The 15,072-nt window shown below is 39.4% G+C and carries 28 protein-coding genes and 1 riboswitch; all 28 genes read left to right on the forward strand.

Annotated elements, in window-relative coordinates; genetic code table 11:
- The first annotated feature begins 1 nt into the window (after position 1).
- Positions 2-643 (forward strand): 30S ribosomal protein S3, encoded by a 642-nt coding sequence (gene rpsC / locus J2R98_RS11120; RefSeq protein ID WP_307068984.1) that lies wholly within the window; start codon positions 2-4, stop codon positions 641-643.
- An 18-nt stretch (positions 644-661) separates the two neighbouring features.
- The gene (gene rplP / locus J2R98_RS11125; protein WP_307068986.1) at positions 662-1,096 is read left to right on the forward strand and encodes a 50S ribosomal protein L16; all 435 of its coding nucleotides are present in this window, start codon (positions 662-664) and stop codon (positions 1,094-1,096) included.
- Entirely contained in the window at positions 1,086-1,289 is a 204-nt protein-coding gene (rpmC, locus tag J2R98_RS11130; protein WP_017185233.1) for a 50S ribosomal protein L29, read from the forward strand. Before rplP ends, rpmC begins: the two co-directional genes overlap by 11 nt.
- Before the next feature lie 19 nt (positions 1,290-1,308).
- Positions 1,309-1,572, forward strand: coding sequence for a 30S ribosomal protein S17 (gene rpsQ, locus J2R98_RS11135; protein ID WP_307068989.1), 264 nt, complete (start codon positions 1,309-1,311; stop codon positions 1,570-1,572).
- A gap of 42 nt (positions 1,573-1,614) precedes the next feature.
- A complete protein-coding gene (gene rplN, locus J2R98_RS11140) occupies positions 1,615-1,983 on the forward strand; it encodes a 50S ribosomal protein L14 (RefSeq protein ID WP_017185231.1) in 369 nt (122 codons plus the stop codon).
- Between the two features lie 36 nt (positions 1,984-2,019).
- Positions 2,020-2,331, forward strand: coding sequence for a 50S ribosomal protein L24 (gene rplX, locus J2R98_RS11145; RefSeq protein ID WP_307068991.1), 312 nt, complete (start codon positions 2,020-2,022; stop codon positions 2,329-2,331).
- Positions 2,332-2,358: 27 nt separating this feature from the next.
- Positions 2,359-2,898: a 50S ribosomal protein L5 gene (gene rplE, locus J2R98_RS11150; protein WP_307068993.1), complete on the forward strand. Its 540-nt coding sequence runs from the start codon at positions 2,359-2,361 to the stop codon at positions 2,896-2,898.
- 25 nt (positions 2,899-2,923) lie between these two features.
- The gene (locus J2R98_RS11155) at positions 2,924-3,109 is read left to right on the forward strand and encodes a type Z 30S ribosomal protein S14 (protein ID WP_017185228.1); all 186 of its coding nucleotides are present in this window, start codon (positions 2,924-2,926) and stop codon (positions 3,107-3,109) included.
- A gap of 29 nt (positions 3,110-3,138) precedes the next feature.
- Positions 3,139-3,537, forward strand: a complete 399-nt coding sequence (rpsH, locus tag J2R98_RS11160) for a 30S ribosomal protein S8 (protein ID WP_307068995.1) — start codon at positions 3,139-3,141, stop codon at positions 3,535-3,537.
- A 31-nt stretch (positions 3,538-3,568) separates the two neighbouring features.
- The gene (gene rplF, locus J2R98_RS11165; RefSeq protein WP_307068998.1) at positions 3,569-4,105 is read left to right on the forward strand and encodes a 50S ribosomal protein L6; all 537 of its coding nucleotides are present in this window, start codon (positions 3,569-3,571) and stop codon (positions 4,103-4,105) included.
- Positions 4,106-4,137: 32 nt separating this feature from the next.
- Positions 4,138-4,500 carry a 50S ribosomal protein L18 gene (gene rplR / locus J2R98_RS11170; RefSeq protein ID WP_307068999.1) on the forward strand — a complete coding sequence of 121 codons (363 nt, stop codon included), beginning with the start codon at positions 4,138-4,140 and terminating at the stop codon, positions 4,498-4,500.
- Positions 4,501-4,524: 24 nt separating this feature from the next.
- Positions 4,525-5,028: a 30S ribosomal protein S5 gene (gene rpsE, locus J2R98_RS11175; RefSeq protein ID WP_307069002.1), complete on the forward strand. Its 504-nt coding sequence runs from the start codon at positions 4,525-4,527 to the stop codon at positions 5,026-5,028.
- A 12-nt stretch (positions 5,029-5,040) separates the two neighbouring features.
- A complete protein-coding gene (gene rpmD, locus J2R98_RS11180) occupies positions 5,041-5,223 on the forward strand; it encodes a 50S ribosomal protein L30 (protein ID WP_307069004.1) in 183 nt (60 codons plus the stop codon).
- Positions 5,224-5,257: 34 nt separating this feature from the next.
- Positions 5,258-5,698, forward strand: a complete 441-nt coding sequence (gene rplO, locus J2R98_RS11185; protein WP_146818162.1) for a 50S ribosomal protein L15 — start codon at positions 5,258-5,260, stop codon at positions 5,696-5,698.
- Positions 5,698-6,990: a preprotein translocase subunit SecY gene (gene secY, locus J2R98_RS11190; protein WP_307069006.1), complete on the forward strand. Its 1,293-nt coding sequence runs from the start codon at positions 5,698-5,700 to the stop codon at positions 6,988-6,990. Before rplO ends, secY begins: the two co-directional genes overlap by 1 nt.
- Before the next feature lie 41 nt (positions 6,991-7,031).
- Complete coding sequence (locus J2R98_RS11195) at positions 7,032-7,685, forward strand: adenylate kinase (RefSeq protein ID WP_307069008.1); 654 nt, start codon at positions 7,032-7,034, stop codon at positions 7,683-7,685.
- A complete protein-coding gene (map, locus tag J2R98_RS11200; protein ID WP_307069011.1) occupies positions 7,682-8,428 on the forward strand; it encodes a type I methionyl aminopeptidase in 747 nt (248 codons plus the stop codon). Before J2R98_RS11195 ends, map begins: the two co-directional genes overlap by 4 nt.
- A 16-nt stretch (positions 8,429-8,444) precedes the next feature.
- Positions 8,445-8,783, forward strand: coding sequence for a KOW domain-containing RNA-binding protein (locus tag J2R98_RS11205; protein ID WP_307069012.1), 339 nt, complete (start codon positions 8,445-8,447; stop codon positions 8,781-8,783).
- The gene (infA, locus tag J2R98_RS11210; protein WP_307069014.1) at positions 8,761-8,979 is read left to right on the forward strand and encodes a translation initiation factor IF-1; all 219 of its coding nucleotides are present in this window, start codon (positions 8,761-8,763) and stop codon (positions 8,977-8,979) included. The genes J2R98_RS11205 and infA overlap by 23 nt, the downstream gene beginning before the upstream one ends.
- Positions 8,980-9,012: 33 nt before the next feature.
- Complete coding sequence (gene rpmJ / locus J2R98_RS11215; RefSeq protein WP_003156543.1) at positions 9,013-9,126, forward strand: 50S ribosomal protein L36; 114 nt, start codon at positions 9,013-9,015, stop codon at positions 9,124-9,126.
- Positions 9,127-9,149: 23 nt separating this feature from the next.
- Entirely contained in the window at positions 9,150-9,515 is a 366-nt protein-coding gene (gene rpsM / locus J2R98_RS11220) for a 30S ribosomal protein S13 (protein WP_307069017.1), read from the forward strand.
- Between the two features lie 24 nt (positions 9,516-9,539).
- On the forward strand, positions 9,540-9,941 hold the full coding sequence (gene rpsK / locus J2R98_RS11225) for a 30S ribosomal protein S11 (protein WP_307069019.1): 402 nt from the start codon (positions 9,540-9,542) through the stop codon (positions 9,939-9,941).
- Between the two features lie 173 nt (positions 9,942-10,114).
- Positions 10,115-11,059 (forward strand): DNA-directed RNA polymerase subunit alpha, encoded by a 945-nt coding sequence (locus tag J2R98_RS11230; protein WP_307069020.1) that lies wholly within the window; start codon positions 10,115-10,117, stop codon positions 11,057-11,059.
- Between the two features lie 41 nt (positions 11,060-11,100).
- The gene (rplQ, locus tag J2R98_RS11235) at positions 11,101-11,463 is read left to right on the forward strand and encodes a 50S ribosomal protein L17 (protein WP_017185214.1); all 363 of its coding nucleotides are present in this window, start codon (positions 11,101-11,103) and stop codon (positions 11,461-11,463) included.
- A 141-nt stretch (positions 11,464-11,604) separates the two neighbouring features.
- On the forward strand, positions 11,605-12,441 hold the full coding sequence (locus J2R98_RS11240; RefSeq protein ID WP_307069023.1) for an energy-coupling factor transporter ATPase: 837 nt from the start codon (positions 11,605-11,607) through the stop codon (positions 12,439-12,441).
- Positions 12,417-13,283, forward strand: a complete 867-nt coding sequence (locus J2R98_RS11245; protein WP_307069026.1) for an energy-coupling factor transporter ATPase — start codon at positions 12,417-12,419, stop codon at positions 13,281-13,283. Before J2R98_RS11240 ends, J2R98_RS11245 begins: the two co-directional genes overlap by 25 nt.
- Positions 13,280-14,077 carry an energy-coupling factor transporter transmembrane component T family protein gene (locus J2R98_RS11250; RefSeq protein ID WP_307069028.1) on the forward strand — a complete coding sequence of 266 codons (798 nt, stop codon included), beginning with the start codon at positions 13,280-13,282 and terminating at the stop codon, positions 14,075-14,077. The genes J2R98_RS11245 and J2R98_RS11250 overlap by 4 nt, the downstream gene beginning before the upstream one ends.
- Positions 14,078-14,088: 11 nt before the next feature.
- Positions 14,089-14,826, forward strand: a complete 738-nt coding sequence (truA, locus tag J2R98_RS11255; RefSeq protein WP_307069030.1) for a tRNA pseudouridine(38-40) synthase TruA — start codon at positions 14,089-14,091, stop codon at positions 14,824-14,826.
- 101 nt (positions 14,827-14,927) lie between these two features.
- Positions 14,928-15,029: riboswitch (purine riboswitch) on the forward strand.
- Positions 15,030-15,072 lie beyond the last annotated feature (43 nt).

The raw sequence follows: 15,072 nt of genomic DNA on the forward strand, positions 1-15,072 counted from the left end.
AGTGGGTCAAAAAATCAACCCTAAAGGTCTTCGTGTTGGCATAATTCGTGACTGGGAGTCAAAATGGTACGCTGAAAACGACTATGCTGAACTATTACATGAAGACATTAAAATTCGTGAATATATTCAAGATCGTCTAAAAGACTCAGCGGTTTCAAAAGTTGATATCGAGCGCGCAGCTAACCGTGTTAACATTTCAGTTCACACTGCTAAGCCAGGTATGGTTATTGGTAAAGGTGGTTCAGAAGTTGAAAACCTACGTAACCAACTAAACCATTTAACTGGTAAACGTGTTCATATCAACATCGTTGAAGTTAAGAAACCAGAATTAGATGCAACTCTAGTTGCTGAGAATATTGCTCGTCAATTAGAAAATCGTGTATCTTTCCGTCGAGTACAGAAACAATCAATCCAACGCGCAATGCGTTCAGGAGCTAAAGGTGTTAAAACACAAGTTTCAGGTCGTCTAGGCGGAGCAGACATTGCACGTGCTGAACAATACAACGAAGGAACTGTACCACTTCACACACTTCGTGCAGATATCGACTATGGTACTGCAGAAGCAGACACTACTTACGGTAAGTTAGGTGTTAAAGTGTGGATTTATCGTGGTGAAGTCCTTCCAACAAAAACTGATGAATAAGGAAGGGGGATCAGCAATATGTTAATGCCTAAACGCGTTAAATATCGTAAGCAACACCGCACGAGCCTTAAAGGTAAGGCGAGAGGTGGAACAGAAGTTTCATTCGGTGAATTCGGCTTACAAGCAGTAGAAGGTGAATGGATTACAAGTCGTCAAATTGAGGCTGCTCGTATTGCAATGACTCGTTATATGAAACGTGGCGGTAAAGTCTGGATTAAAATCTTTCCAGATAAGCCTAAAACAGCTAAGCCACTAGAAGTTCGTATGGGTTCCGGTAAAGGTGCTCCAGAAGGATGGGTAGCTGTAGTAAAACCAGGGAAAGTTATGTTTGAGGTAGCAGGTGTAAGTGAAGAAGTAGCTCGTGAAGCATTACGTCTTGCAGCTCACAAACTTCCAATAAAAACGAAGTTCGTAAAACGTGAAGAAATTGGTGGTGATAGCAATGAAGGCTAACGAAATTAGAGAACTAACCACTGCCGAAATCGAACAAAAAGTTAAATCACTTAAAGAAGAACTGTTCAACCTACGTTTCCAACTTGCTACGGGTCAGTTAGAAAATACTGCTCGTATCCGTGAAGTTCGTAAGTCAATTGCTCGTATGAAAACAGTTGTTCGTGAAAGAGAACTCGGCGCTAATAATCGATAATTGAGAGGAGGTTACCTCAATGGCTGAACGTAATTCTCGTAAGGTGTATAATGGTCGTGTTGTTTCAGATAAAATGGATAAAACAATTACTGTTTTAGTTGAAACGTATAAATTCCACCCACTATACGGTAAGCGTGTTAAATACTCAAAGAAATTAAAAGCACATGATGAAAACAATCAAGCGAAAAAAGGTGACGTTGTAAGCATTATGGAAACTCGTCCATTATCAGCAAGCAAACGTTTCCGCTTAGTCGAAATCGTAGAAGAAGCTGTTGTTATTTAATAAAGATCGCTCGGATTAGTTCCGAAGGGAGGTTGTATTTGTATGATTCAACAAGAAAGTCGTTTAAAAGTTGCTGACAACTCTGGTGCTCGTGAAGTACAAACGATTAAAGTACTAGGTGGCTCTGGACGTAAAACAGCTAACATTGGTGATGTAATTGTTTGTTCAGTGAAACAAGCAACACCAGGCGGCGTTGTTAAAAAAGGCGAAATTGTTAGAGCTGTAATTGTACGTTCCAAGAGTGGTGCTCGTCGTAAAGATGGTTCATACATTCGTTTCGATGAAAATGCGGCTGTTATCGTACGCGAAGATAAAAGCCCACGCGGAACTCGTATTTTCGGACCTGTTGCACGTGAACTACGTGAAAACAAGTTTATGAAGATCGTTTCCCTAGCTCCAGAAGTTTTATAAAAGAGAAAAAAAGCCTTGTAAGGAGGTGCACGATTCATGCATGTAAAAAAAGGCGATAAAGTAAGAGTTATTTCCGGTAAAGATAAAGGAAAAGAAGGCACAATTCTTGAAGCATTTCCTAAGAAGGATCGTATTGTGGTAGAAGGTGTTAACTATATGAAAAAGCACACACAGCCTTCTCAAGAAAACCCACAAGGCGGAATATTAAACCAAGAAGCATCAATTCATGTTTCTAATGTTATGCCTATTGATCCAAACACTAATGAACCGACTCGTGTTGGTTATGAAGTTCGTGACGGTAAAAAAGTTCGCATAGCTAAGAAGTCTGGTGAACCTTTAGATAAATAGTTCTTGTGATGAAAGGAGGTCTACTTGATGAACGCATTAAAACAACAATATAAAGACGAAGTTATTCCAAGTTTAATGGAAAAGTTTGAATATAATTCAGTAATGCAAGCGCCTAAAGTTGAGAAAATCGTGATCAACATGGGTGTTGGTGATGCTGTACAAAACTCAAAAGCGTTAGATAACGCTGTAGAAGAATTAGAGTTAATTTCCGGTCAGAAGCCAATGGTTACAAAAGCTAAAAAATCAATCGCTGGTTTCCGTCTACGTGAAGGCAACCCAATCGGCGCTAAAGTAACGTTACGTGGTGAGCGTATGTACGAGTTCTTACAGAAGCTAATTTCAGTTTCTTTACCACGTGTACGTGACTTCCGCGGAATCTCAAGTAAAGCGTTTGACGGTCGTGGAAACTACACTTTAGGTGTAAAAGAGCAATTGATTTTCCCGGAAATTAATTACGATAAAGTTAACAAAATACGCGGTATGGATATCGTAATTGTTACAACTGCTGATACGGATGAAGAAGCTCGCGAACTATTAACTCAGTTCGGAATGCCTTTCAGACAGTAACCTTGACCTTAAAGGAGGGAAAATTGTGGCTAAGAAATCAATGATCGCTAAGCAAAAGCGTAATCAAAAGTTTAAAGTACGTGAATATACACGTTGTGAACGTTGTGGACGTCCACACTCGGTCATTCGTAAGTTTAAATTATGCCGAATTTGTTTCCGTGAGTTAGCATACGAAGGTCAAATTCCAGGCGTTAAAAAAGCAAGCTGGTAAGCCCATAGCAGGGAAGGAGGTAATGAGAAATGGCAATGACAGATCCAATTGCAGATCTATTAACAAGAATTCGTAATGCAAACATGGTACGTCATGAACAATTGGAAGTACCTGCTTCGAAATTGAAGCAACAGATCGTTGAAATCTTAAAGCGTGAAGGTTTCATTCGTGACTACGAATATATTGAAGACAACAAGCAAGGCGTGCTACGTCTTTTCCTAAAATACGGTTCTAGTAATGAGCGCGTTATTACAGGAATTAAGAAGATTAGTAAGCCAGGACTACGTGTTTACGCGAAAGCTGAAGAGCTTCCTCGTGTTTTAAACGGTCTAGGTATCGCTGTTATTTCAACTAGTAAAGGTGTTTTAACGGATAAAGAAGCTCGTCAACAAGCGGTAGGCGGCGAAGTGCTAGCTTACGTTTGGTAATCACTATTGAACAGTCAGGAGGTGTAAAGGAATGTCTCGTGTAGGTTTAAAGCCAGTAGAAATTCCAAACGATGTAGAAGTTAACGTTGATGGAACTTTAGTATCTGTAAAAGGCCCTAAAGGTGAACTATCACGTACAATTCATGAAGATATGAAAGTTAACATTGACGGCAATGTTTTAACTGTTGAGCGTCCAAGCGAAAACAAAAAGCACCGTTCAGTTCACGGTACAACACGTAGTAACATCGCTAATATGATCGAAGGTGTATCTAAAGGTTTTGAAAAAGCTTTAGAAATCCAAGGTGTTGGTTACCGTGCACAATTACAAGGTCAAAAGCTAGTTGTTAACGCTGGTTACTCTCACCCAGTAGAGATCGATCCTGTAGAAGGTATCGATATTGAGTGCCCAACTAACACTCGTATCCTTGTAAAAGGAATTGATAAGGAACTAGTTGGTGCGGTTGCAGCAAATATCCGCGCAATCCGTACGCCAGAGCCTTATAAAGGTAAAGGTATTCGTTACGAAAATGAACGTGTACGTATTAAAGAAGGTAAGACTGCTAAATAATATCCGTTAAAAGACAGAAAGGAGTGACCTATATGATTACGAAGCAAGATAAAAACGCTACTCGTAAAAAGCGTCATGGCCGTGTTCGTCGTCATTTAACCGGTACATCTGAGCGTCCTCGCTTAAATGTTTACCGTTCAAATAAGCACATTTATGTCCAATTGATTGATGATCTTGCTGGTGTAACTGTTACAAGCGCATCTACAGTTGATAAAGAGTTTAATGGTGAATCAACAGGTAACGTTGAGGCTGCAAAGCAAGTTGGCGAGTTAGTCGCAAAACGCGCTGTAGAAAAAGGTTATAAATCAGTTGTCTTTGACCGCGGTGGTTACTTATACCATGGTCGTGTTGAAGTTCTAGCTGAAGCTGCTCGTGAAGCAGGATTAGAATTTTAATCAACTCGTAAAGGAGGGAAAGGCATGAATAAACAAATCGATCCAAGCAAGCTTGATATAGAAGAGCGTGTAGTTACTGTAAATCGTGTATCTAAAGTTGTGAAGGGTGGTCGCCGTTTCCGTTTCACAGCACTAGTTGTTGTTGGTGACAAGAATGGTCACGTTGGCTTCGGTACTGGTAAAGCACATGAGGTACCAGAAGCGATTCGTAAAGCTATTGAAGAAGGTAAGAAGAACTTAGTACGTGTACCTATCGTTGGAACGACAATTCCACATCAAATCCATGGTCAGTTTGGCGCTGGAAACATCTTATTGAAGCCAGCTTCAGAAGGTACTGGAGTTATCGCAGGTGGTCCGGTTCGTGCAGTGTTAGAACTAGCAGGTGTTCATGACATCTTATCAAAATCATTAGGTTCAAACACTCCAATCAACATGGTACGTGCTACAATCCAAGGCTTAAGCGAACTTAAGTCTGCTGAAGACGTAGCGAGACTACGCGGTAAATCAGTTGAGGAACTGTTAGGATAAGGAGGGATAACAATGGCAAATAAAGTAGAAATTACCCTCACACGCAGCGTGATCGGTCGTAAACAAGATCAACGTGATACAGTAAAAGCTCTAGGCTTAAATAAAATTAGCCAAACAGTCGTTCATGATGATACAGAAGCTATTCGTGGCATGGTCAATAAAGTGTCTCACTTAGTAGAAGTAAAAGAAGCGTAAGTAACGATTATCGTAAAGAGGAGGTGCTCGACGGATGAAACTTCATGAGTTAAAAAGAGCTGAAGGCTCTCGTAAAAAACGTAATCGTGTAGGTCGTGGAATGTCTACAGGCAATGGTAAAACATCAGGCCGTGGTCATAAAGGACAAAAAGCACGTTCAGGCGGCAACGTACGTCCTGGTTTCGAAGGTGGTCAAATGCCTCTATACCAGCGCCTACCAAAACGTGGTTTTACGAACATTAACCGAAAAGAATATACAATTGTCAATTTAGACACTCTTAATCGTTTTGAAGAAGGAACTGAAGTAACACCAGAACTTCTATTAGAAACAGGTGCAATCAGCAAGATTAAAGCAGGAGTTAAAGTACTAGGTAATGGTAGCCTAGATAAAAATCTGACTGTTAAAGCTGATAAGTTCTCTGCTTCTGCTAAAGAAGCTATTGAAGCGGCAGGCGGTCAAACTGAGGTGATTTAATGTTCCGCACATTTTCCAATTTATTTCGCGTAGCTGACATTAGACAGAAGATCCTTTTCACCCTTGCAATTTTAATCGTCTTTAGAATCGGTACATTCATTCCGGTTCCATTTGCTGATAGTGATGCTCTAACAATGATGAATGAAGTTAATGCTTTCGGGTTCATTGATACATTCGGAGGAGGAGCATTGAGTCAGTTCTCTGTCTTTGCGATGGGAGTTTTCCCATACATTACTGCAGCTATTATTATGCAGTTACTTCAAATGGATGTTGTTCCGAAGTTTACAGAGTGGCGTAAACAAGGGGAAATGGGACGTCGTAAGCTAGCGCAATTCACACGTTATTTCACTGTAGTTTTAGCTTTTATTCAAGCAATTGGAATGTCAATCGGATTTAACCACCTTACAGAAGGTTCTTTAATTACAAATCCTACTCCTGTTACGTATTTAACAATTGCTGTTGTACTAACAGGTGGTACAACATTCTTAATGTGGCTTGGTGAGCAAATTACGGAGTATGGCGTAGGTAACGGAATATCAATTCTAATCTTTGCAGGTATCGTTGCAGGGATACCAACAGGATTAAATCAGCTTTACGAGCAATATATCTCAGGAGCTGGAGATCAATTATTTATTAATTTAGCTGTTTTAGGAATCATCACTTTAGTCGTGATTGCTGTAATTGTTGGTGTAATCTTCATTCAGCAAGCACTACGTAAGATTCCAATTCAGTATGCAAAGAGAACAGTTAACCGTTCTCCAGTTGGAGGGCAGTCAACACATCTACCATTAAAGGTAAATGCAGCGGGAGTTATTCCGATCATTTTTGCTATTTCGTTTATCATCGCACCTCAGACTATCTCTGGCTTTTTTGAAGGTAACGAATTTGCACAAACAATGGCTTGGGTATTTGATTACACAGAGCCAGTTGGAATGGCAATTTACTTCGCTTTAATCATTGCATTTACGTATTTCTACACATTTGTTCAAGTTAATCCTGAACAAATGGCAGAAAACCTACAGAAACAAGGCGGTTATGTTCCAGGGATTCGTCCGGGTCAAAATACAGAAACGTATTTGACACGTGTTATGTATCGTTTAACGTTTGTTGGAGCATTGTTCTTAGCTGTAGTAGCAATTTTCCCTATTATGTTAGGAAGCATAGCGAACTTACCAGCAGCGGTTCAAATCGGTGGAACAAGTCTACTGATCGTTGTAGGTGTAGCGCTAAATACTATGAAGCAGTTAGAGAGTCAATTAGTAAAACGTCACTATCGTGGCTTTATTAAATAAGAGCTCAACTGCCATGGATTTATGAGAGCGAGGGGAAAGATATGAATCTTATTTTGATGGGACTGCCAGGTGCTGGTAAAGGCACTCAAGCAGAAAAAATCGTAGAAAAATATAACATCCCTCATATCTCAACTGGAGATATGTTCCGTTCTGCGATCAAAGAAGGAACGCCATTAGGAAAAGAAGCAAAGTCTTATATGGATCAAGGCGACTTAGTCCCTGATGAAGTAACAGTGGGTATTGTTAAAGAACGTTTAAGCAAGCCAGACTGTAATAAAGGCTTTTTATTAGATGGTTTTCCTAGAACTGTAGCTCAAGCAGAAGCTCTAGAAAACCTTTTGAGTGAATTAAACACTAAACTTGATTATGTATTACATGTTCAAGTTCCAGAAGAAAAGTTAGTCGATCGTCTAACTGGTCGTCGCATCTGTCCTGAGTGTGGTGCAACTTATCACGTTGAGTTCAACCCTCCTAAGGAAGATGGTAAGTGTGACGTTGACGGTGCAGCATTAATGCAACGTGAAGACGATCAACCTGAAACTGTTAAAAATCGTCTTAAGGTCAATGTGGAACAAACACAACCATTATTAGATTACTATGGCGATAAAGGCTACCTTGTCGATGTTAATGGCGATCAGCATATTGATGATGTGTTCGTACAAATCGATGAGAAAATCGGAGGCTTAGCTAAATGATCATTCGAAAAACACCACGGGAAATTGAGATTATGCGTCAAGCCGGTAAGATTGTAGCGTTAACTCACCAAGAGTTAGCTAAACATATCAAGCCAGGTGTGACGACAAATGAACTCGATGAAATAGCCGAAAAGTTTATTCGTAGTCATGATGCAACACCTTCTTTTAAAGGTTATAACGGTTTCAGTGGTAGCATTTGTGTATCTGTCAATGAAGAGCTAGTTCACGGAATTCCAAGTGATCGCGAATTAAATGATGGTGACATTATTAGTATCGATATTGGTGCTAATTACAATGGCTATCACGGCGACTCAGCATGGACTTACGCTGTTGGCGACATTGATGATGAAACACAAAAGTTGCTTGATGTTACAGAGGAGTCTTTATTTAAAGGTTTAGAACAAATTAAACCAGGCAATCGTTTAACAGATATTTCGCATGCCATTCAAAGTTATGTTGAACCATATGGTTATACGATTGTTCAAGAATACGGCGGTCACGGTATTGGCCAAAATATTCACGAAGACCCTCATATTTCAAACTTTGGTCCACCCAATAAAGGTCCACGTTTGAAAAAAGGAATGGTATTAGCAATTGAGCCGATGGTTAATCTAGGCGAACGTTACGTCCGAACATTAGATGATGACTGGACAGTTGTGACAGCAGACAAGAAGTTTTGTGCTCACTTTGAGCATACAATCGCTGTAACAGAAGATGGTTATGAGATTTTAACGAAAGCTTAAGTGAAGGTGATGACGGTTGAACGAAGGAGATTCGGGTTGTCCTAAATTAGGACAGTTAGTGAGGATTAAACAAGGTCGTGAATCAGAACAATATGCAATAATTATTGGCTTTGATGATCGGAAGTTTGTTAAGCTAGCAGATGGCGAAAAACGTAAGTTCGATCGGCCGAAGCGCAAAAACCTTCATCATGTCGAATTAATCGATTATGTTTCTCCAGAAGTAGCACGCAGCTTAGAAGAAACTGGTCGAGTCACAAACGGAAAACTTCGCTTCGCAATATCAAAATTTGTCAACGAATCGATGACAGGTTGGAAGAAGGGAGATTCTCTCGATGGCGAAAGACGATGTAATTGAGATGGAAGGAAAAGTGCTTGAGACTTTACCAAACGCAATGTTTAAAGTAGAGTTAGAAAATGGGCATGAAATCCTTGCACACGTATCAGGTAAAATTCGTATGCACTTCATCCGTATTTTACCAGGAGATAAAGTTACGGTAGAGATGTCACCTTATGATTTATCAAGAGGTCGAATCACATATCGTTATAAATAACGAGAATACTCCGAGCTAAGAGGAGGTAGGAAAATGAAGGTAAGACCGTCAGTAAAACCTATTTGTGAAAAATGTAAAGTTATCCGCCGTAAGGGTAAAGTAATGGTAATTTGCGAAAATCCTAAACACAAACAAAAACAAGGATAATTTTAAGGAGGTGCAATGCACGCATGGCTCGTATTTCAGGTGTAGATATACCACGTGAAAAGCGTATTGTTATCGCGCTAACGTACATTTATGGTGTTGGTCATACAACTGCAAGTAAAGTTGTAGAAGCTGCAGGTGTTGATGCAACAACTCGTGTACGTGATTTAACAGAAGAAGAACTATCGAACATTCGTAAAGAAATGGATCAATACACGGTAGAAGGTGACCTTCGTCGTGAAACGTCTCTAAATATTAAGCGTTTAATCGAGATCGGCTCTTATCGTGGACTCCGTCATCGTCGTGGCCTACCAACACGTGGACAGAAGACAAAGAACAATTCTCGTACACGTAAAGGTCCACGCCGTACAGTAGCGAATAAGAAAAAATAATTGAACAAAGGAGGTATGCTAGTCATGGCTCGTAAGGGTAATAAAACAACTACACGTAGAAAGCGTCGTGTGAAAAAGAATATAGAGTCTGGTGTTGCTCACATTCGTTCAACGTTTAACAATACGATTGTGACAATTACAGATGATAGCGGAAATGCTATTGCATGGAGCAGTGCTGGATCTTTAGGTTTCAAAGGTTCCCGTAAGTCTACTCCATTCGCAGCACAGATGGCATCGGAAGTTGCGGCAAAGGCAGCACAAGAAAACGGTATGAAAACTATTGAAGTGGCTGTAAAAGGCCCAGGTGCAGGTCGTGAAGCAGCTATTCGTTCATTACAAGCTGCAGGGCTAGAAATTTCTGCAATTGTTGATGTTACACCGGTACCTCACAATGGTTGCCGCCCACCAAAACGTCGTCGTGTTTAATTGGAAGTATATAATTTGTCAACCCGTCTATAATGGGATATGATGGCTTTAAATAGCTTTGCACGGTTATATGGGGTTTAGTTCCGCGTTTCCTGCGTGGAACCTACCCGTTTTTTGGAATTTCGATGAAAACGATCATCGTTGTTTCGACGTTTTGAAGGAGGGTTTTGTGAATGATTGAAATTGAAAAACCGAAAGTTGAAACGATTGAAGTTAGCGAAAATGCTAAGTTCGGTAAATTTGTTATTGAACCATTGGAACGTGGATATGGTACTACAATGGGTAACTCCTTGCGTCGTATCTTACTATCCTCACTTCCAGGAGCAGCAGTAACGTCTGTTCAAATTGAAGGCGCGTTACATGAATTTACAACATTAGACTATGTTGTTGAAGATGTAACTACGATTATCTTAAATCTTAAAAAGTTAGCTTTAAAGATTTATTCAGATGATGAAAAAACGCTAGAAATTGATGTCCAGGGAGAAGGGGAAGTAACTGCAGCAGACATTAAACATGATAGTGATGTTGAAGTGCTTAACCCTGAATTAAAGATTGCAACAATCACTGGTAACGGTAAGCTTAACATGAGAATTTTCGCAGCGAAGGGTAGAGGATATCGCCCAGCTGAAGAAAATAAGCGTGATGAGCAACCGATCGGTGTCATTCCAGTTGATTCAATCTTCACACCAGTAGAACGTGTAACGTACCAAGTCGAAAACACGCGTGTAGGTCAAGTTGCAAATTTCGATAAGCTGACATTAGACGTATGGACTGATGGCAGCACTCGCCCAGAGGAAGCTATTTCTCTAGGTGCTAAAGTGTTTACTGAACACTTAAATGTATTTGTTGGCTTAACTGATGAAGCGCAAAAAGCGGAGATTATGGTTGAGAAAGAAGAAGACCAAAAAGAAAAAGTGTTAGAAATGACAATTGAAGAACTAGACTTATCAGTTCGTTCTTACAATTGCTTAAAGCGTGCGGGTATTAATACAGTACAAGAACTAACACAAAAATCCGAAGAAGACATGATGAAAGTGCGTAACTTAGGACGTAAATCCTTAGACGAAGTTAAAAATAAACTTGATGCCCTGAACTTAGGCTTACGTAAAGAAGATTAGTATAAGCATCAGTGAATTCCTAAACAAAGGAGGTTTAAAGGATGGCAAAAGCGAAATTAGGTCGTACGACTGATCAACGTTTAGCTCTTCTACGTAATTTAGCGACTGATTTAATCGTTCATGAGCGCATTGAAACGACAGAAACTAAAGCTAAAGAGCTAAAACCAGTTGTTGAAAAAATGATTACATTAGGTAAGCGTGGAGACCTTCATGCCCGTAGACAGGCAGAGTCATATCTACGTAAAGTAGAAACTGACGAAGAAGGAACTAACGCATTACAAAAGCTATTCTCTGACATTGCTCCACGTTTTGAAGACCGCCAAGGTGGATACACTCGTATTCTTAAACTAGGTGAGCGTAAAGGTGACGGAGCAAAAACAGTGATTATTGAATTAGTTGACTAATTGAATGATTAAAGAAAGAGGGGTGTTCAGATTCCATGTAAAAGTGGGAGCTGGGCCCTTTTTTTATGGTTAAAGACAACGATCTACTCTAGTTCAACATTTAAAATTATATGATACAATTGATAAAAAGTTATTAGAGGGGTGCTGTTATTGATTCAGTTCGATCAAGTGTCTTATCAATATAAATCAAATTCACCCTATGTACTTAATGATGTTAATCTAAGTATTGACGAAGGTGAGTGGGTTTCAATTCTTGGACAGAACGGCTCTGGTAAGTCTACAGCAGCAAAGTTACTTAACGGCTTATTACGACCGGTAGAAGGGCGAGTTATAATCGACGATACGGAAATAACTGATGATACAGTTTACCAAGTTCGTAGACATGTAGGTATGGTCTTTCAAAATCCAGAAAACCAGTTTGTTGGCACAACAGTATTAGACGACGTAGCCTTCGGTTTAGAGAATATAGGCGTACCTCGTGAAGAAATGATCAAAAGAATTGATGAAAGTTTAAAGCAAGTTGATATGCTTGAGTATAAAAACCATGAACCAACTAAACTATCTGGTGGTCAGAAGCAACGAATAGCTATTGCTAGTGTATTAGCTATGAGGCCTGAAATTATTGTATTTGACGAAGCAACATCGATGTTAGACCCGATTGGGAAAAAAGAGATTATTGAAACGATGCGATATTTACATGAACAATATAACTTAACGATCATTACGATTACACACGATTTAAATGAAGCGGCATACTCTGATCGAGTGATTACGCTTCATAATGGGAGTATTTGGTTTCAAGGCACACCGCGCCACCTTTTTCAATATGGTGAAAAGTTAGAAGAAGTCGGCTTAGAACCAACATTAATTACAAAAGTGTATCACTCGTTGAAGCGGGAGTCATTTGCAGTTAAAGAAGAACCATTACATTTTAAGGAATTGGTGGACGAACTATGGACATTGTATTTGAAAACGTAAATTATACATATCAACCGAACACACCATTTAGTCACCAAGCGTTGAAAGACATTTCTTTGGAAATAAAATCTGGTTCGTTCGTGGCGATTGTCGGTCACACTGGGTCTGGTAAGTCAACCTTGCTTCAACACTTAAATGCGTTATTACAGCCGACAAGTGGCCGTATAACTTTAGGTAACACCGAGTTGCCTGGAGCTGATCATGAGCAAATAAAAACGATAAGACAAAGAGTGGGCCTTCTATTTCAATATCCAGAGCATCAGTTATTTGAAGAAACAGTGAAGAAAGAGCTACTGTTTGGTCCTAAAAACTTTGGTTTCGATTTAAAACAAGTCGAAACAGAATTAAGTGAAGCGCTACAAGAAGTAGGGTTAGATGAGTCAGCTCTTGGCCGGTCTCCCTTTGAATTAAGTGGTGGCCAAATGAAACGAGTTGCGCTAGCTAGTATGTTATTAGCCAAGCCACAAGTGCTAGTTTTAGATGAGCCAACAGCAGGGTTAGACCCGCTAGGTCAAAAAAAGATGATGCAGCTATTTCAGAGCTTACATGAAAATAAGCAACATACCGTTGTGTTAGTCACACATAATATGGATGATGCAATGAAATACGCCGAGAAGGTCGTTGTGTTAAACCAAGGAACAGTTGATTGTTTCAAAAGTCCACGTGAACTCATAAATGAGCGTGAGCGCTTAAAGGCAATAGGTCTTGAAGTACCTGAACCTGTAGAGTTTGTTGAGTATATGAAGGCCCATTTAGGAGTGTTATGGGAAGAAGAGGACATCAATGAACAAACGATTAGTCGCACATTAATTAAGCATTTGAAAGGCGGTGCGACGTCTTGAATCAATCTTTGATTATCGGCCAATATGTACCAGGAGAATCAATTGTCCATAAAATTGATCCAAGGCTTAAATTAATTATTATTTTTATCTTTGTGTTTGCTGTTTTTATGGCGAACAATCTTTGGAGTTATGTGTTATTATACTTTTTTGTCTTTACGAGTGTGGCGCTATCACGTATTCCTGTATCGTATATCTTAAAGGGATTAAAGCCAGTTTGGTGGATTATCATTATAACCTTTATGTTTCACTTGTTTTTTAATAGTGGAGGAAACGTTTTAGTTAGCTTTTTAGGAATAAACGTGTATGAACAAGGGGTATATCAAGGAGCTAGTATAGCAACTCGATTTTTCTTATTAATCGTGTTAGCCACGCTATTAACGTTATCGACCACACCTATTGCTGTTACAGATGCAATAGAGGCACTCTTAAAGCCATTAAAGAAAGTGCGTTTTCCTGTTCATGAAGTAGCCCTAATGATGTCGATCTCGCTAAGGTTTATCCCAACATTTATGCAAGAGATGGACAAAATTTCAAAAGCACAAGCAGCTCGAGGGTTAGATTATACAAAAGGAAAACTTAAAGACCGTTTTAAAGCTTTATTACCTTTACTTATTCCGTTACTCATCAGTTCTTTTAAACGAGCGGAAGATTTAGCTTTAGCAATGGAAGCTAGAGGTTATCAAGGGGAAGAAGGACGAACAAAGCTACGTCAGTTATCGTTTGGTAAAATGGATTATATAGTCATTATGAGTTTAATTGCTTTTCTTGTAAGTTTTTATATGATTAGAGTGTAAGGAGTAGAATCATGGAACGAATAAAGCTTCATATAGCCTATGATGGAACGAATTTTGCAGGGTACCAAGTGCAGCTTAATCAACGAACCGTTCAACTAGTTATTGAACGAGCCTTATCGAAAATGCACCGACAAGAAATGAAAGTGTATACATCTGGTCGAACGGACTCTGGTGTTCATGCCAATGACCAAGTTATTCATTTTAATTCACCGATGACCTTAGACTGTTCGGCATGGCGTAACGCACTACAAACTTTGTTCCCAAGTGATGTACAAATAAAGCATGTCGAAAAAGTAGACGAATCGTTTAATGCTCGAAAAAGTGCAAAAGAGAAAGTTTATCGTTACCAAGTCATTAATCAACGAGAATATGATTTGTTTAAAAGGTTGTATGAATGGCATGTTATTAAGCCGCTTAGTATGGAGCGAATGAGGTCAGCCGCTAAATTACTAGAAGGTACACATGACTTTACAGCCTTCTCTGCTTCAAAATCAAACGTAAAAGGCGATAAAACGCGGACAATTAAGTCGATTGATATTTGGGAGGAAAATGGACGAATTATATTTGAAGTAAGAGGAAACGGCTTTTTAACTCATATGGTTCGCATTATCGTTGGCACGTTAGTAGAGGTTGGGTTAGGAAGAAAAGATGAAACGTGTATTACACAGGCATTAGAAACGTTAGATCGCAAAGTGGTTGGTATGACAGCACCTAGTCATGGGTTGTGTTTATGGAAAGTTATTTACTAAAAACCGAACATTAATTCGTCAATCATATATTTTTTTCGGATTTTAATGAAAATGTCATTGATTGTTCCGTGAACCATGTTATAATATATATGTAAATACGAAATTTAACAACTACATACCCTCATATAATATTGGGAATATGGCCCAAAAGTCTCTACCCGGTTGCCGTAAACGACTGGACTATGGGGGAGTAATCTGGCTACAAGGGTGTAGTATATAGTTTTGAACATTTATGCAGATTGCTTT

The organism is Alkalibacillus filiformis, from assembly GCF_030814115.1.
GTDB classification, from domain to species: Bacteria; Bacillota; Bacilli; order Bacillales; family Alkalibacillaceae; genus Alkalibacillus; species Alkalibacillus filiformis.